Raw genomic sequence first — 24,021 nt, forward strand, 5'->3', positions numbered from 1 at the left:
CCCAGATATGGGATACCATCCCGCATGTGAGAGATGCTCTGGACGACCGGCTCGCCACCCGGCTCGCGTCCCTGCGGGTGCAGCGCGAGTGGTCGCTCGACGACCTGGCCGCGCGCACCGGTGTCAGCCGGTCCACCCTGTCCCGCCTCGAACGGGGCGAGATCAGCCCGACCGCGTCGCTGCTCGGCAAGCTGTGCACCGCGTACGGCTGGACCATGTCCCGCCTGCTCGCCGACGTGGAGTCCACCCCGCCACCGGTGGTGCGCGCCGCCGGGCAGAGCGTCTGGCGCGACGACGCCTCGGGCTTCACCCGCCGCGTGGTGTCCCCGCCGCACGCCGGACTGCGCGGCGAGATGATCGAAGGGCTGCTCGACCCGGGGGCCGACATCGCGTACGACGCCCCGCCGGTGCCCGGCCTCGAACAGCACGTCTGGATCCTCGCCGGCACGCTGCACCTCACCGACGGCGACACCACCCACGAGCTGCAGACCGGTGACTGCCTGCGGTTCCGCCTGTGGGGGCCGACCCGGTTCCGCAACACCGGCGCCGAACCGGCCCGCTACGCCGTGGTGATGGTGCTGCCGTGATCGAACGCCTCACCCCCGGCGCCTTCGCCGACGCCGTCCCGGACCTCGCCGGACTCCTGGTCGACGCCGTGGCCGGGGGAGCCTCGGTCGGCTTCCTCGCCGGCTTCGACCACGCGGCGGCCACGACGTGGTGGCGGGAGCGGGCCGCGGCGGTCGCCGGCGGCAGCCTCGTCGTCTGGGTGCACCGGGACCCGCACGGCATCACCGGCACGATCAGCCTCGCGTACGCGGAGAAGCCCAACGCCCGGCACCGCGCCGAGATCGTCAAGCTCGCCGTGCACCGCGCCGAGCGGGGCCGCGGCCTGGGCCGCAAGCTCCTCGCCACCGCGCAGGAGCAGGCCGCCGCCTCGGGCATCACGTTGCTGCTGCTCGACACGGAGACGGACAGCCCCGCCGACCGCCTCTACCGGACCGCGGGCTGGCAGCGGTACGGCGTCGTCCCCGGCTACGCCGCCGGGCCGGAGGGCGAGCTCAAGGCCTGCAGCTTCTACTACAAGACGCTCGGGCCCGGCCGATGAACCAGCCATGCCCGCCACCCGAGCCCGGCAGCTGCTGATCGACTTCGGCGAGGTCGTCAGCCGCGCCCAGCCGGCCGCCGACATCGCCGCCCTGGCCACCGACGCCGGCCTGCCCATCGGCGACTTCACCGCCCGCTACTGGGCACACCGGGCCGGCTACGACCGCGGCGGGAGTGCGCTCGGCTACTGGACCGCCGTGCTCGGCCACGAGCCTGGACGCGCGCAGCTGAGCCGCCTCGTCGAACGCGACGTCGCGAGCTGGCTGCACCTGGAGCCGGAGACCCTCGCCCTGCTGGAACAGCTGGATGCTGCGGGCGTACCTGTATCGCTGTTGTCGAACGCCCCGCGGGAGCTGGCCCGGGAGCTGGAGCGGCACGCCGCTCTGAGATCTTTCGCCCACCTGGTGTTCAGCGCCGACCTGCGGCGGGTCAAGCCGGACCCGGCCATCTTCACCGCCGCGCTGGGGGTGCTCGGCGCCGCACCGGCCGACGTCGTCTTCGTCGACGACCGCGCGGACAACATCGCGGCCGCGGCCGCGCTCGGCCTGCGGGCCCGCCTCTTCACCGGTACGCCCGCCTGCCGCGCCGAGATCCTCACGGCCACCGCCGGGATGTCCCAGCTCGCCGCGTGAGCCGCGGCTCAGGGCAGCCGGCGCCGGCCGGCGAACCCGAGGTCGAGGCGGTGGTACCAGCCGAGCTCCGGCTCGCCCTCCAGCCAGCACAGCAGCACCGGTACGCCGTCGAGCGTCGCCGGGAAGTCGACGAGCAGCGGCGCCACGCCCTTGAGCTCGGCGCCCGTCTGCTGCACCTCGGTCATGAGTTCGTCGAGCCGGGCCTCCGCCGCCTTGCGTTCCGCGAGCCCGCCCAGCGGGGACGGCCGACCGCCCGGGGTCAGCGCGGCGGACAGCTCCACCATGTCGGCCCGGACGGTCACCAGCTCGTCCAGCACCGGCCGGAGCCGGGCCAGCTCCACCCGCGCCTCATCCGGCGTGAACAGTCCCATGGTGGTCAGTCTTTCACCCCGCGCGGCGCCGAATCACCCGGCCGCCGGCGGGTACCAAGCCGCCATGACCAGTGAGCAGAACGAGAACGTGCCCACCGCCGTCACGGACTCGGGCAGCAGCACCGACCAGCAGATCTCCGGCTACGAGGAGGAGGGTTCCTTCCTCACCGACGAGGCGCCGACGGCGACCACGCCCGCGAACGGCAGCAGCAACGCCGGCGTCAACCAGACCGGCGCCAACCGCCCCGGCAACGCTCAGGACTGAAGGACGGGCAGCTCGGCGCGGCCGTCGCGCAGCTCGTAGGTGGCGTCCACCAGGTCGAGGCCCTCGGTGCGGTGGGTGAGCAGCAGGACCGTCCGTCCGTCGGCGGCGCCGAGCAGGTCGGCCATCAGCTCGTCGGCGGCCGCCTCGTCCAGGCCCTCGGTGGGCTCGTCCAGGATGAGCAGGTCCGGGCCGGCGAGCAGGGCCCGTGCGGTCGCCAGCCGCCGGCGCTGACCGCCCGAGACCGTGCTCCCGGCCGTACCGAGCCAGGTGTCGAGGCCGTCACACAGCCCGGCGAACCACGGGCCGAGGCCCACCCGGGTCAGGGCCGCGACCAGCTGCGGGTCGGTGGCCGCCGGGTCCGCGAGCCGCAGGTTCTCCCGTACGGTCGAGGCGAAGACGTGGTCCACCTCGTCGCCGACCAGGACGGTCCGCGCGGGCCGGCGCACCGATCCGGCGCGCGGGCCGAGCAGGCCCGCGACGACCGCGGCCAGCGTCGACTTGCCCCCGCCGGACGGCCCCAGCACCGCCACTTTCGCGCCGCGCGGCACGTCGAGGTTCACCCCGCGCAGGCTGGGTGGCCGGTCCGGGTCCCAGCCCGCGACCAGGTCGCGCACGATCAGCCGGTCGGCCTCGGGCACCGTACGAGCGGCGCTCGGCGGTTGGGTCGCGATTTCCGCCAGGCGTACCCGGGCACCGGCAGCGCGCCTCCGTGCCGCGGCGGTCGCCGGCAGCGTGGCGACCGGTTCGCCGAGCGCGACCATCCCGAGCAGCAGCACCGCCGACCACTCCGGGGAGAGCCCTCCGGCGTCGCGCAGCACGAGCGCGGTCCCGGCGACGGCGACCGCCCATCCGGCGAGGCTCAGCGCCGCTGCGGCACCGGCCGCGCGGGCGGCTCGCGCTTCCAGCACGGCCAGGTCGCGGCTGCGCCGATCGGGTACGCCCAGAGCATCCCCGCCCCGCACGGCGAGCTCCTCCACACCTTCCACGGTCTCCACGACGGCGTCCCGCAGCCGGGCCCGGGCCGTGCCGGTCGCCGCGTCGTCGCGCCCGGCCCGCCATCCGGCCAGAGCCGGGGCGGCGCCCAGCGAGACCAGCACCCCGACGCCCAGCGGTACGGCCGTCCACGGCGACATCCCGGCCACCACCGAGACCCCCGCCAGCACCGTCACCACGCCTGACAGGGCGGGCAGCCGGCCGCGCAGCAACCCGTCCACGCGCAGGTCCACATCGCCGGCCACCCGGCTGAGCAGGTCACCCCGGCGTCTCAGCCGCGGGCCGGGTACGCGGGGGATGAGGTCGGCGAACACCCGGGACCGCCATGCGCCGAGGCGGGCGAACGCCACGTCGTGCGAGACGAGCCGCTCGAGGTAGCGCAGCAGCGGCCGGGCGACGGCCGAGCCGCGGACGAGCACGACGGCGGTGGACAGGGTGAGAACCGGCGGCAGGAACGAGGCGCGGACGAGCAGCCAGGCGGCCGCGCCGGTCAGCACGAGCCCCGCCAGCGACGATGCGGCGCCGAGCGCCACCGCGGTGGCGGGCCGGACCAACCAGGCTGTCTTCCTAGGATGCTCTACGGGGTGTGTGGCTGGACGCTCCGCAGCGGCAGGCGTCGCGGGGGTGGCGGCAGGCGCCGAGGGCGCCACCTCGACGACCCGGTCCGCCTCCGTCAGCAGCGCCCGCCGGTGCGCGACGACGAGTACCGCGCATCCGCGGGCCGCCGCGGCGCGCAGCTGTCCGACGACCAGTCGTTCCGTCCCGGCGTCGAGATGGGCGGTCGGCTCGTCGAGCAGGAGCACGACCGGACGGCGGGACGCGGCTCGCAGCAGGGCCGCCAGCGCCAGCCGTTGGCGCTGTCCGGCGGACACTCCGCTGCCGAGCTCCCCGAGGACTGTCTCCGGGGTGACCTCGTCGGCCAGGCCGACCGTGGCGAGGGCGGCCCGGACGTCGGCGGGTGCCGCCCCGGGGAACACGTCGGCGACCGTGCGCACGTGCGGCAGCGTCGGCCGTTGCGGCAGGTGGAGGACACCGGGGCCGGTCAGCTCCACGTGGCCCGCGTCCGCCGGCTGGAGCCCGGCCAGCACCCGCAGCAGCGTGGTCTTGCCCGCGCCGGACGGGCCGCGAACCGCCACCAGCTCGTGATCGCGCACCGCGATCGGGCCCGTGACCAGCGCGTCCCGGCCGGCGCCGGGGTAGCGGGCGCGCAGCGCGGTCGCGTACACCGCGGGCCGGCCGCCGTCGCCTGCGGCGGGCAGGTACGCCGCGTCGTCGCTCAGCACCTCGTCCACGTCTGCGATCACCGCGGAGGCGTCCGCGCTCGCATGGAAGCGGGCGGCCATCTCGCGCAGCGGCCGGTACGCCTCGGGGGCCAGCAGGATCACCAGCAGGGCCGCGCCCAGACCCATGCCGCCGCTCGCCACGCGCAGCCCGGCCTCCACCGCGATCAGGCCGACGGACAACGTGCCCACGAGGTCCAGCGCGGTGGAGGAGAGGAACGCGACGCGCAGGACCCGTACGGTCGCGGAGCGGTGCTGGTCGGTGAGGTCACGCACGACCGTGGTCTGGCGCTGCGCGCGCCCGTACACCCGCAGCGTGGGTAGCCCGCGCACGACGTCGAGGAAGTGGCCCGCCAGGCGCGCGTCGGCCTGCCACGCCCGCTGGGCGCGCTGCTGCGTGGCCCAGCCGATCAGCGCGCCGAGCAGCGGCACCAGCGGGAGCGTCAGCAGCGCGATGAGCGCGGACAGCGGGTCGACGACGGCCATCGCGGCCAGGACCAGCGGCGGCAGCAGCACCCCGAGGGTCAGCGACGGCAGGTATCCGGTGAACCACGGCCGCAGCGCGTCGAGCCCGCCGGTCAGCACGGCGCTCAGCCGGCCGCTGCCGTAGCTCGCCACCCAGCCCGGCCCGTGCCGCAGCGCGGCCGCGAGCGTGCGGCGCCGCAGGTCGTCGGTGACGCGGGCGGCGGTTCGCTGCGCGACGACCTGCTCGGCCCAGGTCAGTGCCGCGCGGGCCAGCGCCGCGGCCGCGAGCAGCCCGATCGCGTCGTGGCCGGTGACGATGCGGGTGAGGGCGACGGCGACGGTCACGGTGGCGGCCGCCTGCCCGGCGCCGATCAACGACAGAACCGCGATTCCCGTACGCCCGGAGCGCGCGTGCCGCAGCAACCGGCGATCGACGGGCCCCCGGTTCACGAGGGCACCCGCTCGCTGGCGACGCGGCGGCGGAACACCCAGTACGAGAAGGCCTGGTAGACGAGCACGCCGGGCAGCACGACGACGCCCACGACGCTGAGCAGGCGCAGCGCCGAGTCCGTGGCGGCGGCACCGGTCATGGTGAGCGACCAGGCCGGGTCGAGCGTGCTGCGCAGGACCACGTCGCCGTGGGCCGTGAAGACGGCGACGACGGCCCCGGCGACGCCGAGCGCCGTGGCTGCGAAGGCCACGAGCTCGCGACTGTGCCGCGCGACCAGGGTGATCCCCATGCACAGCACCGCTGCCGCGAGCAGGAGCCGGTTCGCGGTGGCGAAGCCGGCGGCGCCCAGCACGAGCGTGCCGCCGGCGGCCAGGCGTACGCTCCACCGCCGCGCTCGCGCGTGGACCGGCCCGGTGGTGCGCAGCGCGAGGAACGTGGCGCCGATCAGCAGGGCCGCGAACAGCGCGAGCGCCGCGCCGGCGAGGGCCGGCCAGGACGCGAGGGGAGCCAGGCTGCGGCCGAGGCCGGCGCCGGTGACCTCGCCGCCGGCGCCGAGCGCGAGGCCGTGGGTGAGCACGCCGAGCACCGCGCCCCACAGCAGCACGATGGCGGCGGAGCTGGCGGCCAGGGCCGTGTCGCAGCGGCGGCGCCACCGCTCGCCGTCGCCCTTGCCGCGGAACTCGAGGGCGACGCCACGGACCGCCAGGAGCAGCAGCAGGGCGGCCATGGGCAGGTAGAGACCGGACAACAGGGCGGCGTACCAGTCGGGGAAGGCGGCGAAGGTGACGCCGATCGCGGCGACCAGCCAGACCTCGTTGCCGTCCCAGAACGGCCCGACCGTCCGTACGATCGCCCCGCGTTCGTGGTCGTCGCGGCCGAGGACGGGGCCGAGCACGCCGACGCCGAAGTCGAAGCCCTCCAGGACGAAGAACAGCACCCAGCAGAGCACGACGAGCGAGAACCACACGGTGACCATCAGGGCTCCTCAGTAGACCGGGGCGGGGATCTTGCCGGCGGCGGGTTCGGCGGGTGCGGGCGCCGGGGCGAGGGGTTGCCGGGAGAGGTGCCGGACGAGGCGGAACCAGACGACCGCGAGGATGCCGTAGACGACGGCGAAGCCGATCAGGGACGTGACGACCTCGCCTCGGGTGAGACCGGGGGAGATGCCGTCGGCGACCCGGGAGATGCCGAAGGCGAGCCAGGGCTGGCGGGCGGTCTCGGTGAAGACCCAGCCGAAGGTGTTGGCGGCCGCCGGCAGGATCGGGACGAGCGGCAGGAAGCGCAGCATCAGCGGGTGGGCCGGGCGTCCCTTGCGGGTGCTCCACAGGTAGTACGCGGCCACGGCGGCGGCCAGCATGCCGATGCCGATCATGAGGCGGAACGTCCAGAACGCCACGGGGATCATCGGGATGTAGCTGCCGGGGCCGTACTGGGCGGCGTATTGGGCCTGCAGGTCGTCGATGCCCTGCACGGTGGCGCCGAGGCTGCCGGCGGCGAGGATCGACAGCAGCTTGGGGATCTCGATGCTCAGGAACGGCTCCCCGCCGTCCGGGCCGCCGATCGCGAAGACCGAGAACGGGGCGCCGGTGGTGGTCGCGTACAGGGCCTCGGCGGCGGCCATCTTCATCGGCTGCACCTCGGTGATGACCTTGCCGAGGTGGTCGCCGGTCAGCGCGGTGAGCGCCCCGCCGGCCACGGTGAGCCAGGCGCCGAGGCGGGCCAGCGTCCGGAAGGCGGCCTCCCCGGCGGCGCGCAGCCGCCACACCCCGATTGCCAGCAGCAGCGATCCGCCGGCCATGAGCGCGCCGGAGAGGGTGTGCGGGAACGCGGCGAGGTTGACCTTGTTGAGCAGCAGGGCGCCGAAGTCGTCGAGCCGGGCGCGGCCGGTGACCGGGTCCAGGCTGTACGCGACCGGGTTCTGCATGAACGAGTTGGCGGCGAGGATGATGAACGCGCTCAGGACGGTGCCGAGAGCGACGACGACGATCGTGGCGGCGTGCAGCTTGCGGGGCAGGCGGTCCCAGCCGAAGTACCACAGCGCGAGGAACGTGGCCTCGAGGAAGAACGCGAGCATGCCCTCGATCGCGAGGGTGGGCCCGAAGACGTCGCCGTAGAAGCGGGCGAAGGCGCTCCAGCCCATGCCGAACTGGAATTCCTGCACGAGGCCGGTGACCACGCCGACCGCGAAGGTGACGATCAGCAGCTTGCCGACGAACTTCGTCAGGTCCCGGTACTTGTCGTCGCCGGTACGCAGCCAGGTGAGCTGCAGGCCGGCCGCGGTGGCGGCGAGGCTGATCGACAGCGGCACGAAGAAGTAGTGGTAGATCGTCACGACCGCGAACTGCAGCCGGGTCAGGTCGAGCACGTCCATGCCGGGTCCCCTCTACGACAACTCGTAGTAGATACTACGGCGCGTAGTACGACGTCGTGCAGTAGAGTGGCTCACATGGCACTGGGGGACCTCGAACGCGAGGTCATGCAGCAGTTGTGGGACGCCGGCGAGCCGCTGACCGTGCGGCAGGTGCACGAGCGCCTCAGCCGCCGGCGCGAGCTGGCGTACACGACGGTCATGACCGTGCTCGACCGGCTCGCCAAGAAGGGCGTGGTCACCCAGCAGAAGGCCGACCGCGCCTATCGTTACGCGCCCGCGCAGTCGCGCGAGGAGATGACCGCCGCGCTGATGCTCGACGCGCTCAGCGCCGCCCCCGACGGCGTCCGGGACGCGGCCCTGGCGCATTTCGTCGGGCGTCTGGACCCCTCGGCGCTGTCCGCCGCGATCGAGGCGGCCCGGAAGGAACCGGCCCCGGAGTCGTGACGGCGCTTCTGCTCGGTGCGCTGGGCCTGACGTTGTCGCTCGTCGTGCCGGGGATCCTCGCGAGCGCCCGGTGGCCGGACCGGGCGCCGGCCGCCGCGGTCGTGCTGTGGCAGAGCATCACCCTCACCGGCATCCTGTGCGCGCTGGGTGTCGTGCTCGCCGCGCCGCAGGAGCTGGTCAGCGAGCTGGGCTCCGGCCGGCCGGTCGGCGCCACGGCCCTGATCGCCGCCCTCGCGGTCGCCGCGGTCATCATCCTCCGGTTACTCGCCTCGCTCGCCGGGGTCACGTACCGCTCGCGCACCCGCCGGGCCCGGCACCGGATGCTGGTGGACCTGCTCGACACCGCCGAGCGGCACGGCGAGCTGCCGGACGAGGTGCCGGCGGGGCTGCGGGTGCTGGACGGGCCGCTGCCGTTCGCGTACTGCCTGCCCGGGCGGCAGCCGCGGGTCGTGCTCAGCGGGGGAGCGCTGCGGGTGCTCGGCCGGGCTCAGGTGAGCGCGGTGATCGCCCACGAGCAGGCACACCTGCGGCACCGCCACGACCTGGTGATGGAGTCGTTCACCGCCTTCTACCGTGCCGTGCCCCGCCCGCTGCGCAGCCGGGCGCCGCTGGACGCCGTCCACCTGCTGCTCGAGATGGTCGCCGACGACGCGGCCCGGCGCCGCTGCGGGGCCGGGCCGCTGGGCAGTGCCCTGGCCGTGCTCGGCGACGCCGTCACCCCCGGCGGTCCCGCCGAGCCGGCCGGGGACGCCGACCAGGACCGCCGCCGGCGCCTGTCCCGCCTGGCCGGCGACGACCCTCGTTCGATGCCGGTGGCGGCCGGCGCGCTCGCCGCGGCTGCCGCATTGCTGGTGTTACCCACAGTGATCCTGGTGGTGCCGTGGCTCGACCAGGCACTCTCGGCATGGCCGCTTTAAGTCTTCCTTAATGACCCTGCGTGACCGGGAGGCCGGGTTCAGTTCCGGTGTGATCGGGAGTACGGTGGTGCCCGGCTCGTCGGTCCCCCCTCGTCCAACCGGGCGACCCGGCGGGTCACCGCCTAATCGTGTGCAGCACGAGCCGGGGACCCACGACCCTGGGGTGAAGCCGTGGCACCATCGCGGCCGGGCGCGCTTCCCGCCCGAACCCGACAGCTAACCCGGTCGGCGGCCGAGGGAAGAAAGGACACTGCACCTACGTGAAACGGATCGGGACGCGCCGCGCCGCGATTCTGCGCAGCCTGCTCTGTGTCATCGCCGCGGTCGGGGTGATGCTGGTTCCCACCGCGGCCCACGCGACACCGTCGCCCTCGAGCATCGAGAAGCAGATCGACGAGCAGTGGAACAAGCTCGAACCGGTCATCGAGCAGTACAACGACGTGCACAACCAGCTGATCAAGAACCGTGCACAGCTCAAGCAGATCAACAAGCGGCTGCAGCCCCTGCAGCTGCAAGTCGATCTCGCCCTGTCGCAGGTGGGCGGCATGGCGGCCGACGCGTACAAGCAGGGTTCACCCGGCGCGATGAAGGCGATGCTCGTCAGCGGCTCGCCGACCGGGCTGACCGAGAAGCTCACGTTCCTCGATCAGATCGCGCGTCACCAGCAGCAGCAGATCGCGGGCGTGGCGAAGCTGCGGGACAAGTACGCGAAGGACCAGCAGGCTCTGACCACTCTGACCGACGCCGTGGCGGCGCGCGACAAGGACCTCGCCACGCGGAAGAAGGAGATCCAGAAGAAGGTCGACGATCTGCAGAAGCTGCGGATCAGGGCCTACGGCCAGAGCGGCGCGAGCGACGGTCCCCTGCGGACCGGCCCGTGCCCGGTGGACTACACCAACGACAAGGGTGGCCGCGCGGCCCAGAAGGCGTGCTCCCTCATCGGGATCAAGTACATCTTCGGCGCCGAGGGACCCAACGGGTACGACTGCTCGGGCCTGACCAAGGTGGCGTGGGCGGCCGTGGGGGTGCACCTCGAGCACTTCACCGGCGACCAGGTCCACACCGGACGGGCCGTCAGCCGCAGCGAGCTGCAACCGGGAGACCTGATCTTCTACGGCAGCCCGGTGCACCACGTGGGCATCTACGTGGGGGGCAACACCATGGTGCACGCGCCCCACACCGGTGACCACGTCCGCATGGGCGACATCGACCGCAGCGGCGCCATCGTCGCGATCCGTCGTCCAGGCTGACCGGCACCCACCAGCACCACCGGAAAGCCGCCACGGTCGTGGCGGCTTCTCCGTTGTCCGGCAGACTGTCCGGCGTGCACCCCGCCGTCTTCACCCGCAACGTCACCAGCGCCTGGGGCGACGCCGGCCGCCGATGGCTGGCGGCGCTGCCGGACCTCGTCACCGCCGTCGCCCGCGAGTGGGAGCTCACCGTCGGGGACCCGTACCCGCTGAGCTTCAACTGGGTGGCGCCCGCGCGCCGCGCCGACGGCTCCGCGGCGGTGCTGAAGCTCGGCGTACCCGAATCCGGGCACCTGAGCAGCGAGGCGACCGCGCTGCAGGCGTTCGGCGGAGCCGGCGCCGTGCGGCTGCTGCGCCGCGACGACGACCGCGGGGCCCTGCTCATCGAGCGCGCCGAACCCGGCACGACGCTGCGGACCCTCGTGCAGGAGCACGACGAGCAGGCCACCGCGATCCTCATCGCCGCCATGCGGCGGCTGCACCGGCCCGCGCCGCCCGGCACCGACCTGGAACCGCTCGAACGACGCCTCGAGAACTTCGCCGGGCACCGCGAGCGCTACCGCGGCCGCGACCCCTTCCCGCCGGGGCTCGTCGACCAGGCGATGAGCCTGCACGCCGACTTGTGCGCCTCAGCGACCGAACGCGCCGTCCTGCACGGCGACCTGCACCACGAGAACGTCCTCGCCGCCGAGCGCGAGCCGTGGCTCGCGATCGACCCGCACGGCGTGGCCGGCGACCCCGGCGCGGAGCTGGGGCCCGCCCTCTACAACCCGCTCGACGGCGACGAACCCACGCTGCGGCTGCTCCCGCGCCGCCTCGAACAGTTCGCCGACGGCCTGGGCATACCGCTCGACCGCGTCGTGGCCTGGGGTTTCGCGCAGGCGGTGCTGTCGGAGGTGTGGAACGCCGACGGTGGTGTGCCCCGGCCCGGGCGCGCGCTCGAGGTGGCCCTCGCCCTGCGACCCCGGCTGGCTTAGGCCCAGGGGGCGCCGATCTCGTCCTGGACGTAGAGGGTGGCGGTGTCGCGGCCCGCGTTCTTGCCGCGGTGCATCGCCCGGTCCGCGTGCCGCATCAGCGTCCTCGCGTCCGTGCCGCCCGGGTACGCCAGCGCCACGCCGACGCTGCAGCCCACCTCGAGCCGCAGGCCGGCCACCGACGCGCTGGCCGCGACGCCCTCGATGATCCGGCGCGCCACACCCATCGCCTCGTCGGCGCTGCGGACGTGCGTCAGGACCACCCCGAACTCGTCGCCGCGCAGCCGGCCGGCCGTGTCCGTCTCGCGCGTCGTGCGCTTGAGGACGCCGCTGATGGTCTGCAGCAGGCGGTCGCCGACGTCGTGGCCGTACGTGTCGTTGACCGCCCGGAAGCCGTCCAGGTCGCACAGCAGCATCGCCACCGGATGCTGGTACCGGGTGCCCTGCGCCAGCGCCCGCGCCAGGTCCCGCTCGAGCGTCGGGCCGTTCGCCAGCCCGGTCAGCGCGTCGTGCGAGGCCGCGTACGCGATCCGGTCCTGCGCGGCCCGCCGGTCGGTGATGTCCCGCTGGTGGCTGACGATCGCCTGCACCGACGGGTGCGCCAGCATGTTGCGGGCGACGATCTCGTGCCAGTTCCACGACCCGTTCGCGTGCCGTACGCGCAGCTCCGCCGAGTGCTCCACGGTGCTGTCCGAGGCGAGCAGCCGCGCGAACAACTCCGCCGAGGCGGCCTCGTCCTCCGGGTGGAACAGCCCCCGCAGCACCCGCCCGCGCAGCTCCTCCGGCTTGTACCCGAGCACCGGGCGGGCCGCCGGGCTCACCCACGTCACGTCGCCCGTCGCGTCACACATCGTGATCACCTCGGAGCCGTCCCGGACCAGCGCCCGGAACCGCTCCGCTCCGCGCCGCGCCGCCTCCTCGGCGAGCTCACGGGCCTCGGCGAACCCGCCGAGCGTCCGCGCGGCCGCGACGACCACGGCGGCCACCAGGGCCGCCAGCACGTGCGACTGGACGACGTCCATCCGGCTGCCCAGCACCCCGCCCGCGACCAGCGCCTGAGCGGCGCCCACGGCCGCGACCACCGCGACGGCCGCCGGCTTCCAGGCCCGGGATCCGCACCGGTGCACGTACGCGGCCACGACGGCCACGTGCAGGACGGCGAGCAGGGCGCCCCAGCCGGTCGCGTACATGACCGCGGTCAGCGCCACCACGTACACCGGGACGCGCCACCGGGGCGGGCGGCTGCCGTCACCGCGCGCGAACCGTGCGGTCCTCGAGATCGTCGGATGGCTCACGGTGCAGTCCCTCGTCCTGTCCTGGTACGCCGCGGTCGCGGGTCGACAGCCCTCCCATTCGGCCGGACCGCCGTGCACTCAAGAAAGGTGCGCCGAAAACTGACGCTGCCGGGGGGTCTTCGCCGCCCGCGGCGTTCCGGACCTGCGGGCCGGCGGCGCTCCCGACCTGCGCGCCGGCGGCCTTCCGGACCTGCGGGCCGGCGGCGCGAGGGGCCTCCGGATCGAAGCGGGGCCGGCCGCGGGACCGTCCGACGGACCGGCGGGGCGTCGGGATTGTGGGTGGGCGCGGGCATAATCGCGTCTCATGAGTGACGCCCTGATCGACAGCCTGACCGCGGCGGTCGGCGCGCGGCCCGACGACCTGCCGCTGCGGCAGCACCTCGCCGAGCTGCTCGTGGCCGTCGGCCGGCCCGCCGAGGCGATCGGGCACGCCGCCCAGCTCCTGGCCCGCGACCCGGGCGACGCGGCGGCCCGGCGCATCATGGCCGCCGCCCTCGGTACCGGATCCCCGGCCGGCCCGGCCGCTCCCGCCGACCCGGCCGGCCCGGCTGCTCCCGCCGATCCGGCCGGCCTGGCCGCCCCCGGCGACCCCGCGCCGGGCCCGGCGGTGACCGGTCCGGCGGGCGGTTCCGGTTCCACGCCACCCGGCCCGGCGCCGGCCCCGCCGTCCGGTCCCCCCTCCGCGCCGCCGTCCGGTGCGCCCCCGACGCCGCCTCCTGGGCCGCCGTCCCCGGCAGCGCCCGGCCCGGCAGCGCCCGGCCCGGCAGCGAGCGGCCCGGCGGGCGGCGGGGTCGACTGGGCGGCGTTCGAGAGCGAGCTCGAGGGCGTCGTCCCGCCGCGCTTCGCCGCCTCCTCCTCCGGCGAGCCCGAGCCGGTCCGCGGCCACGGTGACCGCGCGTTCGACATCGAGCGGGCGACCGTCACCCTCGCCGACGTCGGCGGCATGCACGAGGTCAAGAAGCGGCTCGAGCTGTCGTTCCTCGGCCCGCTGCGCAACCCGAAGCTGCGCACGTTGTTCGGCAAGAGCCTGCGCGGTGGCCTGCTGCTGTACGGGCCGCCCGGCTGCGGCAAGACCTTCCTCGCGCGGGCCGTGGCCGGCGAGATGGGCGCCGCCTTCGTGTCATTGTCGATCACCGATGTGCTGGCGATGTGGGTGGGCAGCTCCGAGCGCAACCTGCACGACCTCTTCAGCGCGGCGCGCGGGCATGCCCCCTGCGTGCTGTTCCTCGACGAGATCGACGCGCTCGGGCACAAGCGCAGCCAGCTGGGCTCGTCGGCGCTGCGTACGTTGGTCAACCAGCTGCTCACCGAGCTGGACGGGGTCGACGGCAACAACGACGGGCTGTTCGTGCTCGCCGCGACCAACGCGCCGTGGGACATCGACGCGGCGCTGCGCCGGCCCGGACGGCTCGACCGGACGCTGCTCGTGCTGCCGCCCGACGAGCCGGCCCGCGCCGCGATCCTCGAGTATCACCTGCGGGACCGTCCGGTCGCGGGCATCGACCTGGCCCCGCTCGCCGCCGCCACCGACCGCTACTCGGGCGCCGACCTGGCCCACGTCTGTGAGACCGCCGCCGAGTACGCGATGCGCGACGCCATCAGCACCGGCGAGGTGCGCATGATCGGCCAGGCGGACATGGTCGCGGCCGTGCGCGAGGTACGCCCGTCCACGGACGCCTGGTTCGCGACCGCGCGCAACGTGGCCCTGTTCGGCAACGCGAGCGGCGACTACGACGACCTCGCGGCGTACCTGAAGCAGCGCAAGCTCCTGTGACCGGGCTCGACGCGTACCGTCAGGCCCGGCACCTGGCCGAGGTCGGCCGGCACAGCGACGCCGAGGCGAAGCTGCGTGCGGCCCTCGCCGCCGAGCCGGGCGACGCCGACCTGCTCACCCTGCTCGGCTACGTGCTGCGCCAGCAGCGCGACTACCCCGCGGCGCTGCGGGCCTGCGACGCGGCCGTCGCCGTGAATCCGCGCCTCGCCGACGCCCACGCCGAGCGCGCCGAGTCGCTGATCGCCCTCATCCGCGACGAGGAGGCGATCACGGCCGCCGGCGAGGCGATCCGGCTGCGCCCGCACGACCCGGGCGGGCACCTGGTCCTGGCCCGCGCGCTGTCCTCGGCCAGGCGGTTCGATGCGGCCCGCGACGCGGCCCGGCACGGCCAGTCGCTCGCCCCGCAGTCGGTCGAGGCGCTGCTCACGGTCGCCGACGTGGAACGCGACGCGGGCAACCGCGACGAGGCCGAGCGTACGGCGCGCGCCGCGCTGGCCCTCGACCCCGGCAACACGTACGGCCGCTGGCTGCTCGCGATGCTCGACGCGGAACGGCTGCGCGTCCGCCGTTCGATGCGCGCCCTGCGCGACGTGGCCCGCGAGAACCCGGCCCGCCCCGACGTGATCTCGATGACGTGGCCGATCCGTAGCCTGCTCAGCGCCCTGCGCCGCTGGTTCTCCGTCGCGGTCCTGCTCGTCACCGCGGGGGCGGTGGTCGCGACCGCGTGGAGCCCGGCGGCCCTGCCGGCGCGCGTGCTCGCGGCCCTGGTCGCGGCGGTCGTCGCCGGCTTCGCCGTCCGCGTGCTGATTCCGGCCGGCCGCCTGCCGTGGCGCTGCCTGCGCCTGGTGCCGTGGCTGCTGCGCCGGGCCACCCTCGCGGGGGCGGTCACGGTGGCGGTGATGGTGGCGCTGCTGCTCGCGTACGCCGCGACGGGCGTCTGGTGGCTGACACTGCCGCCGCTGGCGGCGGTGCCGGTGCTGTGGGCGTGCGGCTTCGCCGAGCTGCTCGGGGCCCGGCTGGACGACCCGGGCTACCTGCACGCGGTGAAGGCCTTCGGGCGGGACCTCAAGAACTTCCGCGTGGAGCTGAAGAAGTGGTGGCAGGACACGAAGCGGGAGCTCCGCGAGGCCTGGAACGAGCCGGAGACCACCCGCAAGGATCCCGCCGACCCGCGAGAACCCCGGCGACCACCCACGGACCGGTAAGGACGGAGTGCACGGTGAACCTCGACTGGCCCGGCTGCCGCAACGCCCGTGACCTCGGCGGGCTGCCCACCGCGGACGGCTCGGCGATCCGCCCGCGCGCCCTGCTGCGCTCCGGCCACCACGCCGGGCTCACCCCGGACGGCATCGCCGGGGTCCGCGCGGCCGGTGTCAGCCGCGTCGTCGACCTGCGCCGGGACACCGAACGCGACGCCCGCCCCAGCCCGTTCGCCGGGGATCCCGGCTACGTGCACGCGTCGGTGCTTCTCGACGTCATCACGTACGAATATCCCGACGACTCGTACGGCCCGCTGCTGGACCACAACCAGCAGCGCGTCGCGGCGGCCTTCCGCGCGATCGCCGAGGCGCCGCCGGGCGCCGTGCTCGTGCACTGCCACGGCGGCCGTGACCGTACGGGGGTCCTCGTCGCCCTGGCCCTCGGCGTCGCCGGTGTCGCGCCCGATGTGATCGCCGAGGACTACGCGCTCACGGCGGATTCCCCGGCTGCCACGATGCGCAACACGCTGGATCATCTGGACGACGCGTACGGCGGGGTCCACGCGTACCTGCGGCGGATCGGCATCACGGAGGACGAGATCGACGCGGTGCGCACCCGCCTCCGCGAGCCCGCGTACCTCGCCGAGACCCGCGACGGCTACGACCGTTTCGCCGCGGAGTACGCCGGCCTGTTCGGTGACGCCGGGGCGCGCCACGTGTGGGAACGCGCCATGCTCGCCGGCTTCGCGGAGCTCGTTCGCGCCGAACCGGGCCCGGTCCTCGAGGTGGGCTCGGGCATCGGCACGATCACCGCGTACCTGAAGGGCCTCGGGCTGGACGTCTCCGGCATCGACCTGTCACCGGAGATGGTCGCCATCGCCCGCCGTGACCATCCGTCCATCACCTTCGGCACGGGCACGATGACCGCCCTCGCCCATCCGGACGCCACCCTCGCCGCGGTGGTCGCCTGGTACTCGATCATCCACCTCCCGGACGAGGAGGTCTCCGCGGCCCTCACCGAGTTCCGCCGGGTCCTGCGTCCCGGCGGGTACGCCTTCCTCGCCTTCCAGGTCGGCGACGAGGCACGCCACGTACGCGACATCACCTTCCACCGCCGCCGGCCCGGCCAGGTCGCCGGCATGCTGCGCGAGGCGGGATTCGAGTTGTGCCTCGAGTCGGTGCGCGCGCCGGATCAGGAGGGCCTGGCAGAACATCTGCCGCAGGCGTACCTGCTGGCCCGGCTGCCACGGCCCACGGAACCCCAAGAGTTATAGAACTCTGCTCCAGAGTTATGGCATGCTGGTGGCCAAGTTCTAGAACTCTGGAGGGTCGCGATGACGGTGAGCACGATGCGGGATCCCGCCTCGGTGGGTCGCTTCGGTGACTTCGGCGGACGGTTCGTCCCCGAGGCGCTGGTCCCGGCCTGCGCGGCCCTGGAGGAGGCGTTCCGCGAGGCGTGGGCCGACCCCGCCTTCCGGAGCCGGCTCGACACGTTCCGGACGGTCTACGCGGGCCGGCCGACCGCGCTGACCCCGGCCTGGAACCTGTCGGCCGAGCTCGGCGTCACGCTGCTGCTCAAGCGCGAGGACCTCGCCCACACGGGGTCGCACAAGATAAACAACGTGCTCGGCCAGGCGCTGCTCGCGCGGCGGATGGGCAAGACCCGGCTCATCGCCGAGACCGGGGCCGGCCAGCACGGCGTCGCCACCGCCACGGCCGCCGCCCTCTTCGGTCTGCGCGCCACCGTCTACATGGGGGAGCGGGACATCGAGCGCCAGGCGCTGAACGTGTTCCGGATGACGCTGCTCGGCGCCGAGGTCGTGCCGGTCACGAGCGGCAGCCGGACCCTCAAGGACGCCACGAACGAGGCGCTGCGGCAGTGGGTCTCCGCGGTCGAGGACACCCACTTCTGCCTCGGGTCGGTCGCCGGGCCCCACCCGTACCCGTGGATGGTCCGGGAATTCCAGCGGGTCATCGGCGAGGAGGCGCGGCGGCAGTGCGCCGCGGAGCTTCCCGCCGGCGTCCCGGACGTCGTCGTCGCCTGCGTGGGCGGCGGCTCGAACGCGGCCGGGACGTTCGCGGGCTTCGTCGGCACCGGCGCGCGTCTGGTGGGCGTCGAGGCGGCGGGTGGTGCGGCGATGACGTACGGCACCCCGGGCGTCGTGCACGGTTCCCGCTCGATGGTGCTGCAGGACGAGGAAGGCCAGATCGCCGAGGCACAGTCGATCGCGGCCGGCCTGGACTACCCGGGCGTCGGCCCGGAGCACGCCCAGCTGGGCACGACGGGCCGCGCCGAGTACGTGACCGTCTCCGACGACGAGGTGCTGACCGCGGTCCGCCGGCTGGCCCGCGCGGAAGGCATCATCTGCGCCCTCGAGTCCGCGCACGCGGTGGCCTGGGTGCTGCGGGCGGCCGGGACGGGGGAGCTGCCCCGCGGTTCCACTGTGCTGCTGACGCTGTCCGGCCGCGGGGACAAGGACATGCTCCAGCTGAAGGACATGGCCGCGCTGACGGGAGCCCTCGGATGAGCACGCTGGGCGCCACCTTGCGGGCCGCCGGGCGGCCACTGCTCATCCCTTACGTCACGGGCGGCATCACCGACGACTGGACCGACTACCTCGTCGCGTGCCAGGACGCCGGCGCGGACGCCATCGAGGTGGGCCTGCCGTTCTCCGACCCCATGCTCGACGGCACGACCATCCAGCGCGCCTCCGACCGGGCCCTCGCCCGCGGCGCCACGGCCGGCGGCATCCTCGCCGACCTCGCGGCGGTGTCGAGCCGGCTGACGGTCCCGCTGATCGTCATGACGTACGCCAACCTGGCCCTGCGCCTCGGCGCGCCCCGCCTGGCGGCGGCCGGCGTCCGCGGCCTCATCGTGCCCGACCTGCCGCTGGAGGAGTCTCCGCCGCTGGAGGCGGCGGCGGCCGAAGCCGGCATCGACCTGATCCTGCTGGCCGCGCCGTCGACCCCGGAGGCCCGACTGCGGGAGATCTGCCGCAGGAGCCGGGGCTTCGTGTACGCGGTGAGCGTCATGGGAACCACCGGGGAACGCGACGCCCTGGCGTCCACAGCGGCCGACCTGGTCCGGCGCGTCCGCCGGGCCGGCACGAACGCCCGAAGCATGCCCGAACCGCCGCCCGCGCCGTCCACTGTGCCCGCGCCGCCCACTGCGCCCGCGCCGCCCACTGCGCCCGCGCCGCCCACTGCGCCCGCGCCGCCCACTGCGCAGGCCACGCCGGCGGCGTTGCCCGTGCTGATCGGGTTCGGGGTGTCGACGCCGGCGCAGGCGGCCGAGGCGGGACGCGCCGGGGACGGGGTGATCGTCGCGTCGGCGCTGATGCGTAGGGTGCTGGACGGGGCCGTACCGGACGAACTGCGCGTCACCGTCGCCGCCCTGCGCACCGCACTCGACCTGGGGGTGTCCTCTGGAACGCCGTACGCCGAAGTATCAGGTGATCGCCGATGACCTGACCGCGAAGATCCGCGCCGGCGAGCTCGCACCGGGCACGATGCTGCCACCGCAGAAGATCCTCAGCGCCCGGTACGGGGTGACGCTCGCGACGCTCCGCCAGGCGCTGCAGAAACTCGAGGACGACGGCCTGGTCTCGCAGGAACCGGGGCGCGGCACCTTCGTCGCGTCCCCCCGGCTGATGTACCGGCTCGACTCGCTGCGCGGGCTCGCGGAGGACCTGAGGGCGCAGGGCCAGGAGGTCACCACCCTCATCCTGGGCCAGGAGCTGCGCCGGCCACCGGCCGCGATCGCCGCGCACCTGCAGGTGCCCGCGACCCGGCGCGTGCTGCGGCTCGAACGGGTACGCCTGCTGTCCGGGCGCCCGGCCGTGCACCAGCTGTCCTGGGCCCCCGGCCGGCCCGGCCTGCCCCTCGACGACCTCGACTACAGCGGCGCGTCCCTGTACGCGGTGTTCGCCGCGCACGGCATCGTCGTGCACCGCGCTTCCGAGGCGCTGCGCCCGGCGCTGCTCGACGAGGCGACCGCCGCGCACCTGCACCAGCCCCCGGGCCAGCCGGTGTTCGTGTCGGAGCGCGTCACGTACGGCCTCGACGACCGCCCGATCCTCTTCGACCGCGCGACGATCCTCGGCTCGGTCATGGAGATCCGCACGGAACGCGCCGCGACCGGCATCTCCATGCAGTGGACCCGTCAGGACAGCTGACCGGGACCGGTCCGCAGCAGCCGGGCCGATCCTGGGACGGCCGCCCGCGACGTCGTCGGCCGGGGCGCCTTGTCACAGCAGCTCCGCGTCGTGCACCAGCAGGGCGATCTGCACCCGGTTGTTGAGGTCCAGCTTCGTCAGCAACCGCGAGACGTGACCCTTGACCGTTGCCACGCTCATGCCGAGGTCCCGGGCGATCTCCGCGTTGGAGCAGCCCTTGCCGAGCGCGACGGCGACGTCGCGTTCGCGGTCGGTGAGCCGGGTCAGGCGGGCGCGGGCCCCGTCGCGGCGAGGGCCGGCGGCCGGGTCGGCGACGTGGTCGCTCAGCTCGTGACGTCGCGGCCGGCGAACCGGGCCCACGCCGCCGACAGGAACACCAGGATGTACGCGCCCGCGCTCAGCAGCCCCGGTGTCAGCGCCCCGGGCGACACGGGATCGCGCAGCAGCTCCCCGAAGTCCGTCCAGTGCCGGGTCAGCAGGTACGGATGCAGCCAGTCCAGCTGCGGGATCTGCCCGAGGATCCAGCTCGTCACCGTGAGCATGGCCAGCGCGATCGTGGCGCCCATCGGCTGCTCGGTCAGCGTGGACAGGAACAGCCCGATCGCGCCGAGCGCCGACAGGCACACCCCCAGATACAGGCAGACCAGCAGAAGCCGGAGCAGTGCCGTGCCGAGGCCGATCTGGGTGCCCGACAGCGTCGTCACGTTCCCGCCGCCGAACAGCAGCAGGCCCACGACCAGCCCGGACACCGCCACCGTCAGCGGGGCCACGAACGCGCCCATGACGATCCCCGCGTACTTGACGGCCAGCAGCCGGGTGCGATCCACCGGGACCGCCAGCAGGTAGCGCAGCGTGCCCTGGTTGGCCTCGCCGGCGACCGCGTCGCCCGCGAGCATCGCCACCGCGATCGGCAGGAACAGGGTCAGTTCGACGCCGAGCGCGGCGAGCGCCACGAAGAACCCGTTGCCGAGGATCTGGGAGAAGAAATTGGGGCCGTCACCCCGGTCGGGCCCCTCCGGGGTGGCGACCTTCATCGCCACGGCCAGGACCACAGGTACGGCGGCCAGCGCCGCGAGGCCGACCTGGTTGCGCCGGCGTACGGCGATCAGCCGCAGCTCGGAGGCCAGGAAGCGGGACGACACCCGCCGCCGCACGTCAACCTGAGACATCGAACCCTCTCCCGGTGAGGCGGACGAACACGTCCTCCAGGCTCGGCGCCTCGACGCTGAAGCCGCGTACGGCCACCCCGTCGTGCACCAGCGAGGCCACCACCTTCTCCGGGGCCACCGCGCCGAGCTGCCCGGAGGCCTCCGAGGCGCTCTCGGCGATCTCCGTGAGCCCCAGCGTGCGCAGCACCCGGGCCGCTTCGCCCGGCTGGTCGGTGAGCACCCGGGCCCGCGGCGCCGCGTCGGAGCGCAGGTCGGCCAGCGGTTCCTGGGCCACCAGGCGGCCCCGGTGCATCACCCCGACGTGGGTGCAGACCTGCTCGACCTCGGCGAGCAGGTGGGTGCTGAGCAGCACCGTCGCGCCCTCCGCGGCGAGCTGTCCGACCAGCGTGCGCACCTCGCGGGTGCCCTGCGGGTCGAGGCCGTTCGTCGGTTCGTCCAGCACCAGCAGCTGCCGCGGCTGCAGCAGCGCCGCCGCGATCGCGAGCCGCTGCTTCATGCCCAGCGAGTACAGCCGGTAACGCTTGCCGGCCGCCGCGGACAACCCGACCCGGTCCAGCGCGGCGTCGATGCGCGCGCCCGAGGTGCGGGCTTCGGCCGTACGGTCGGCGGCGTCGAGGCGGCGCAGGTTGTCCCGCCCCGACAGGTACGGGTGGAACCCCGGACCCTCGACCAGCGCGCCGACGTGGGGGAGCACGTCGGCGGCGCGGCCGGGCATCGCGGCCCCGAGCAGCTCGTGGCCGCCGGCGGTGGGGCTGATCAGCCCGAGCAGCATCCGGATCGTGGTGGTCTTGCCGGAGCCGTTCGGGCCGAGGAAGCCGTACACCGCGCCGCGGGGGACAGCCAGGTCGACGGCGTCCACCGCGACCTGGCTGCCGAACCGCTTGGTCAGCCCCTGCGAGGCGACCGCGAGGTCGGTCACTGACCCGCTACCTCGTACAGCTTCTCCGGAGCGACCGCACCCACGAGGACCCGGCCGTCGTCGGTGAGTAGAGCGCTGAACAGCGCGCTCTGCAGCAGCCGGCCGCTGCCCCAGGCGCCGCTGACCTTCGGCAGGGCGCCGGAGATCGCGTCGAGCTGCTGCACGCCGCCCGCCTCCTGCTTGCCGGCGTCACCGGCGGGCAGCTTCGCGACCAGGACGGACGTCCAGCCCGTGCCGACCACCTTGGTGCCCTCCGGCGCCTGCGGCTTGCCGCCCGGCCCCTTCTTCAGCGCCTTCTCGTGCTCCTGGATCGCCTTCTGCTGTTCCTTCTGGATGTCCGCCTGGCTGGGCGTCTCCACCTTCGTGCCCGGCGGCGGGTTGAACGTGAACTGCTCGGGGTCCGGCGTCGCGAAGCTCACCTGCTGGAACGCGATGCGGACCGCGGGGCTGGTGGCGTCCTTGGCGTACACGTCCACGCCCAGCGGGATGTGCTGCTCGGCGTCGATCGCCAGGCGCACCTGCCCGACCAGCGACGCGGTGTCGCGCGGCGTGAGCACCAGCTCGTACGCGTCGCGCCCGGCGACCTTGGCCGCGCCGGTCGTGGTGACCGCCGTGGTCGGGTCGATCGCGGCGAGCGCGGCGTCGGCGGCCTCCTGCGGCGTCGACGGCACCCCCTGCGGCAGCGTGGTGTGCCGCTTCTGTTTCGCGTCCGCCGGCAGCGTGAAGTGCGTGGCCGAGTTGGCGTTGCTGCGCCACAGCCACACGTCCGAGCCGTTGCGGATCACGTCGGTCTCACCGAGCGTGCCCAGCACGGCGAGCCGGACCTTGTCCTCCCCGGCGTACCAGACCCGCGCGGTGTTGCTGCCGGCCACGAGCTTCATCAGCTCGGCGCTGCCGGCCCCGCCGCTGGTCACCCCGGGCAGCGACGGCAGCCCCAGGTCCGCGGTCTGCACGATCGTGCCGGACAGCCCCTCGACCTTGGCGTTCTGCACGTCGACGAGCAGCTGCGCCGCGCTGCGCTCGGGCAACGTCGGATCCGCGCTCGCCGCGATCGTGCCCGCCGCGGCGCCACCCCCGATGACGACGACCGCCGCGGCCGTCGGAACCAGCCAGCGCAGCGCCGGCCTCGACCTGAAGACACTCACGATGTCCACCTCCCGTTGTCTGCAGCCATCGTGCTCCGGGCGTGCTGTGACGCCGCTGAGAAACCCACCTAGGGGATTCTCCCCCACGGACGCGGGTGGGCCGGGCATGCCAAGGTATGGGGGTGCGGTTGCTGGTGGTGGAGGACGAGGCGCGGCTCGCGGCCGCGCTGCAGCGGGGGTTGCAGGCCGAGGGGTTCGCCGTGGACGTCGCCGGCGACGGGCAGGACGGGCTGGAGCTGGCCCGGCACGGCGACTACGACGCGATGATCCTGGACGTCATGCTGCCGCGGCTGTCCGGTTACCGGGTCGTCCGGCAGCTGCGGGCCGAGCAGAAGTGGCTGCCGGTGCTGATGCTCTCGGCCAAGGACGGCGAGTACGACCAGGCCGACGGGCTGGACTGCGGCGCCGACGACTACCTCACCAAGCCGTTCTCGTACGTGGTGCTGCTGGCCCGGCTGCGTGCGCTGCTGCGCCGGGGCACCCCGGAACGCCCGGCGGTGCTGCGCCACGGCGACGTCGAGCTGGATCCGGCCCTGCGCCGGGTGACCGTCGCCGGTGCCGAGGTGGTGCTGACCGCGCGGGAGTTCGCGCTGCTGGAGTATCTGATCCGGCGTCCCGGCGAGGTCGTCTCCAAGACCGAGCTGCTCGACCACGTGTGGGACGCGGCGGTGGAGACCGCGGCCAACGCCGTCGAGGTGTACGTCGGCTACCTGCGCCGCAAGATCGGGCGGGAGCGCCTCGAGACGATCCGTGGCGCCGGCTACCGGCTGGCCGCGGTGGACCCGGCGGGGGCCGCCGGCGACGCCGCGGGGGCCTAGCGTGGCGTGG

Annotated in this window: 23 protein-coding genes, 1 pseudogene and 1 riboswitch; of the genes and pseudogenes, 15 read left to right on the forward strand and 9 right to left on the reverse strand. The window is 74.4% G+C overall.

What is annotated here, in order from left to right; translation table 11 throughout:
• Positions 1 to 26: 26 nt before the first annotated feature.
• The 3 genes from AB0K03_RS05325 to AB0K03_RS05335 are packed head-to-tail and all read left to right on the forward strand — an operon-like array spanning position 27 to position 1,736.
• Entirely contained in the window at positions 27 to 587 is a 561-nt protein-coding gene (locus AB0K03_RS05325) for an XRE family transcriptional regulator (RefSeq protein WP_364680807.1), read from the forward strand.
• Positions 584 to 1,105 carry a GNAT family N-acetyltransferase gene (locus AB0K03_RS05330; RefSeq protein WP_364680810.1) on the forward strand — a complete coding sequence of 174 codons (522 nt, stop codon included), beginning with the start codon at positions 584 to 586 and terminating at the stop codon, positions 1,103 to 1,105. The genes AB0K03_RS05325 and AB0K03_RS05330 overlap by 4 nt, the downstream gene beginning before the upstream one ends.
• A gap of 7 nt (positions 1,106 to 1,112) precedes the next feature.
• Positions 1,113 to 1,736, forward strand: a complete 624-nt coding sequence (locus tag AB0K03_RS05335; RefSeq protein ID WP_364680812.1) for an HAD-IA family hydrolase — start codon at positions 1,113 to 1,115, stop codon at positions 1,734 to 1,736.
• Positions 1,737 to 1,744: 8 nt separating this feature from the next.
• Here AB0K03_RS05335 and AB0K03_RS05340 read toward each other — a convergent pair whose 3' ends face one another.
• Positions 1,745 to 2,107: a DUF2203 domain-containing protein gene (locus AB0K03_RS05340; RefSeq protein WP_364680815.1), complete on the reverse strand. Its 363-nt coding sequence runs from the start codon at positions 2,105 to 2,107 to the stop codon at positions 1,745 to 1,747.
• Between the two features lie 64 nt (positions 2,108 to 2,171).
• On the opposite strand from AB0K03_RS05340, the gene AB0K03_RS05345 reads away from it, so the two are divergent.
• Positions 2,172 to 2,372 (forward strand): hypothetical protein, encoded by a 201-nt coding sequence (locus AB0K03_RS05345; RefSeq protein WP_364680818.1) that lies wholly within the window; start codon positions 2,172 to 2,174, stop codon positions 2,370 to 2,372.
• On the opposite strand, the gene cydC is transcribed toward AB0K03_RS05345, so the two are convergent.
• The 3 genes from cydC to AB0K03_RS05360 are packed head-to-tail and all read right to left on the reverse strand — an operon-like array spanning position 2,363 to position 7,932.
• Positions 2,363 to 5,560 (reverse strand): thiol reductant ABC exporter subunit CydC, encoded by a 3,198-nt coding sequence (gene cydC, locus AB0K03_RS05350; protein ID WP_364680821.1) that lies wholly within the window; start codon positions 5,558 to 5,560, stop codon positions 2,363 to 2,365. The two genes, AB0K03_RS05345 and cydC, sit on opposite strands and share 10 nt — an antisense overlap.
• On the reverse strand, positions 5,557 to 6,537 hold the full coding sequence (gene cydB / locus AB0K03_RS05355; protein WP_364680823.1) for a cytochrome d ubiquinol oxidase subunit II: 981 nt from the start codon (positions 6,535 to 6,537) through the stop codon (positions 5,557 to 5,559). Before cydB ends, cydC begins: the two co-directional genes overlap by 4 nt.
• Before the next feature lie 9 nt (positions 6,538 to 6,546).
• Positions 6,547 to 7,932, reverse strand: coding sequence for a cytochrome ubiquinol oxidase subunit I (locus tag AB0K03_RS05360; RefSeq protein ID WP_364680826.1), 1,386 nt, complete (start codon positions 7,930 to 7,932; stop codon positions 6,547 to 6,549).
• 75 nt (positions 7,933 to 8,007) lie between these two features.
• On the opposite strand from AB0K03_RS05360, the gene AB0K03_RS05365 reads away from it, so the two are divergent.
• From AB0K03_RS05365 to AB0K03_RS05380, 4 genes are all read left to right on the forward strand, one after another.
• A complete protein-coding gene (locus AB0K03_RS05365; protein WP_364680828.1) occupies positions 8,008 to 8,376 on the forward strand; it encodes a BlaI/MecI/CopY family transcriptional regulator in 369 nt (122 codons plus the stop codon).
• On the forward strand, positions 8,373 to 9,293 hold the full coding sequence (locus AB0K03_RS05370) for a M56 family metallopeptidase (protein WP_364680831.1): 921 nt from the start codon (positions 8,373 to 8,375) through the stop codon (positions 9,291 to 9,293). Before AB0K03_RS05365 ends, AB0K03_RS05370 begins: the two co-directional genes overlap by 4 nt.
• A 109-nt stretch (positions 9,294 to 9,402) precedes the next feature.
• Positions 9,403 to 9,539: riboswitch (cyclic di-AMP (ydaO/yuaA leader) on the forward strand.
• 14 nt (positions 9,540 to 9,553) lie between these two features.
• Positions 9,554 to 10,543 (forward strand): NlpC/P60 family protein, encoded by a 990-nt coding sequence (locus AB0K03_RS05375; protein ID WP_364680834.1) that lies wholly within the window; start codon positions 9,554 to 9,556, stop codon positions 10,541 to 10,543.
• A gap of 74 nt (positions 10,544 to 10,617) precedes the next feature.
• Positions 10,618 to 11,520 carry an aminoglycoside phosphotransferase family protein gene (locus AB0K03_RS05380; protein WP_364680837.1) on the forward strand — a complete coding sequence of 301 codons (903 nt, stop codon included), beginning with the start codon at positions 10,618 to 10,620 and terminating at the stop codon, positions 11,518 to 11,520.
• Here the strand turns inward: AB0K03_RS05380 and AB0K03_RS05385 are convergent.
• Complete coding sequence (locus AB0K03_RS05385) at positions 11,517 to 12,812, reverse strand: sensor domain-containing diguanylate cyclase (RefSeq protein WP_364680839.1); 1,296 nt, start codon at positions 12,810 to 12,812, stop codon at positions 11,517 to 11,519. The genes AB0K03_RS05380 and AB0K03_RS05385 overlap by 4 nt on opposite strands.
• A gap of 304 nt (positions 12,813 to 13,116) precedes the next feature.
• Between AB0K03_RS05385 and AB0K03_RS05390 the strand changes: the two genes are divergently transcribed.
• From AB0K03_RS05390 to AB0K03_RS05415, 6 genes are read left to right on the forward strand one after another with little or no spacing between them, the layout of a single operon-like run.
• The gene (locus AB0K03_RS05390) at positions 13,117 to 14,586 is read left to right on the forward strand and encodes an ATP-binding protein (RefSeq protein ID WP_364680841.1); all 1,470 of its coding nucleotides are present in this window, start codon (positions 13,117 to 13,119) and stop codon (positions 14,584 to 14,586) included.
• Positions 14,583 to 15,791: a tetratricopeptide repeat protein gene (locus AB0K03_RS05395; protein WP_364680844.1), complete on the forward strand. Its 1,209-nt coding sequence runs from the start codon at positions 14,583 to 14,585 to the stop codon at positions 15,789 to 15,791. Before AB0K03_RS05390 ends, AB0K03_RS05395 begins: the two co-directional genes overlap by 4 nt.
• A 14-nt stretch (positions 15,792 to 15,805) precedes the next feature.
• Positions 15,806 to 17,059: a tyrosine-protein phosphatase gene (locus tag AB0K03_RS05400; RefSeq protein WP_364680846.1), complete on the forward strand. Its 1,254-nt coding sequence runs from the start codon at positions 15,806 to 15,808 to the stop codon at positions 17,057 to 17,059.
• A 60-nt stretch (positions 17,060 to 17,119) separates the two neighbouring features.
• Positions 17,120 to 18,313, forward strand: coding sequence for a tryptophan synthase subunit beta (gene trpB / locus AB0K03_RS05405; RefSeq protein ID WP_364680849.1), 1,194 nt, complete (start codon positions 17,120 to 17,122; stop codon positions 18,311 to 18,313).
• Positions 18,310 to 19,251, forward strand: coding sequence for a tryptophan synthase subunit alpha (trpA, locus tag AB0K03_RS05410; RefSeq protein ID WP_364680852.1), 942 nt, complete (start codon positions 18,310 to 18,312; stop codon positions 19,249 to 19,251). Before trpB ends, trpA begins: the two co-directional genes overlap by 4 nt.
• Positions 19,238 to 19,960 carry a GntR family transcriptional regulator gene (locus tag AB0K03_RS05415; protein ID WP_364680854.1) on the forward strand — a complete coding sequence of 241 codons (723 nt, stop codon included), beginning with the start codon at positions 19,238 to 19,240 and terminating at the stop codon, positions 19,958 to 19,960. The genes trpA and AB0K03_RS05415 overlap by 14 nt, the downstream gene beginning before the upstream one ends.
• A gap of 72 nt (positions 19,961 to 20,032) precedes the next feature.
• Here AB0K03_RS05415 and AB0K03_RS05420 read toward each other — a convergent pair.
• The 4 genes and pseudogenes from AB0K03_RS05420 to AB0K03_RS05435 all read right to left on the reverse strand — a co-directional run.
• Positions 20,033 to 20,254, reverse strand: a pseudogene (locus AB0K03_RS05420) (LuxR C-terminal-related transcriptional regulator); the annotation flags it as partial.
• A 29-nt stretch (positions 20,255 to 20,283) separates the two neighbouring features.
• Positions 20,284 to 21,129: an ABC transporter permease gene (locus AB0K03_RS05425; RefSeq protein ID WP_364680856.1), complete on the reverse strand. Its 846-nt coding sequence runs from the start codon at positions 21,127 to 21,129 to the stop codon at positions 20,284 to 20,286.
• Entirely contained in the window at positions 21,116 to 22,048 is a 933-nt protein-coding gene (locus AB0K03_RS05430; RefSeq protein WP_364680859.1) for an ABC transporter ATP-binding protein, read from the reverse strand. The genes AB0K03_RS05425 and AB0K03_RS05430 overlap by 14 nt, the downstream gene beginning before the upstream one ends.
• Positions 22,045 to 23,193 carry a sigma-E factor regulatory protein RseB domain-containing protein gene (locus tag AB0K03_RS05435; RefSeq protein ID WP_364680860.1) on the reverse strand — a complete coding sequence of 383 codons (1,149 nt, stop codon included), beginning with the start codon at positions 23,191 to 23,193 and terminating at the stop codon, positions 22,045 to 22,047. Before AB0K03_RS05435 ends, AB0K03_RS05430 begins: the two co-directional genes overlap by 4 nt.
• 122 nt (positions 23,194 to 23,315) lie before the next feature.
• Here AB0K03_RS05435 and AB0K03_RS05440 point away from each other — a divergent pair, with 122 nt between their 5' ends.
• Positions 23,316 to 24,011 (forward strand): response regulator transcription factor, encoded by a 696-nt coding sequence (locus tag AB0K03_RS05440; protein ID WP_364680862.1) that lies wholly within the window; start codon positions 23,316 to 23,318, stop codon positions 24,009 to 24,011.
• Positions 24,012 to 24,021 lie beyond the last annotated feature (10 nt).

The sequence above is a fragment of the Actinoplanes sp. NPDC049316 genome (genome assembly GCF_040677315.1).
Classification (GTDB): domain Bacteria; phylum Actinomycetota; class Actinomycetes; order Mycobacteriales; family Micromonosporaceae; genus Actinoplanes.

Coding starts and splice junctions, on each gene's coding strand:
- AB0K03_RS05335 (WP_364680812.1), top strand. CDS start 1,113: ATGCCCGCCACCCGAGCCCGGCAGCTGCTGATCGACTTCGGCGAGGTC.
- AB0K03_RS05340 (WP_364680815.1), bottom strand. CDS start 2,107: ATGGGACTGTTCACGCCGGATGAGGCGCGGGTGGAGCTGGCCCGGCTC.
- AB0K03_RS05345 (WP_364680818.1), top strand. CDS start 2,172: ATGACCAGTGAGCAGAACGAGAACGTGCCCACCGCCGTCACGGACTCG.
- cydB (WP_364680823.1), bottom strand. CDS start 6,537: ATGGTCACCGTGTGGTTCTCGCTCGTCGTGCTCTGCTGGGTGCTGTTC.
- AB0K03_RS05360 (WP_364680826.1), bottom strand. CDS start 7,932: ATGGACGTGCTCGACCTGACCCGGCTGCAGTTCGCGGTCGTGACGATC.
- AB0K03_RS05365 (WP_364680828.1), top strand. CDS start 8,008: ATGGCACTGGGGGACCTCGAACGCGAGGTCATGCAGCAGTTGTGGGAC.
- AB0K03_RS05390 (WP_364680841.1), top strand. CDS start 13,117: ATGAGTGACGCCCTGATCGACAGCCTGACCGCGGCGGTCGGCGCGCGG.
- trpB (WP_364680849.1), top strand. CDS start 17,120: ATGACGGTGAGCACGATGCGGGATCCCGCCTCGGTGGGTCGCTTCGGT.
- trpA (WP_364680852.1), top strand. CDS start 18,310: ATGAGCACGCTGGGCGCCACCTTGCGGGCCGCCGGGCGGCCACTGCTC.
- AB0K03_RS05425 (WP_364680856.1), bottom strand. CDS start 21,129: ATGTCTCAGGTTGACGTGCGGCGGCGGGTGTCGTCCCGCTTCCTGGCC.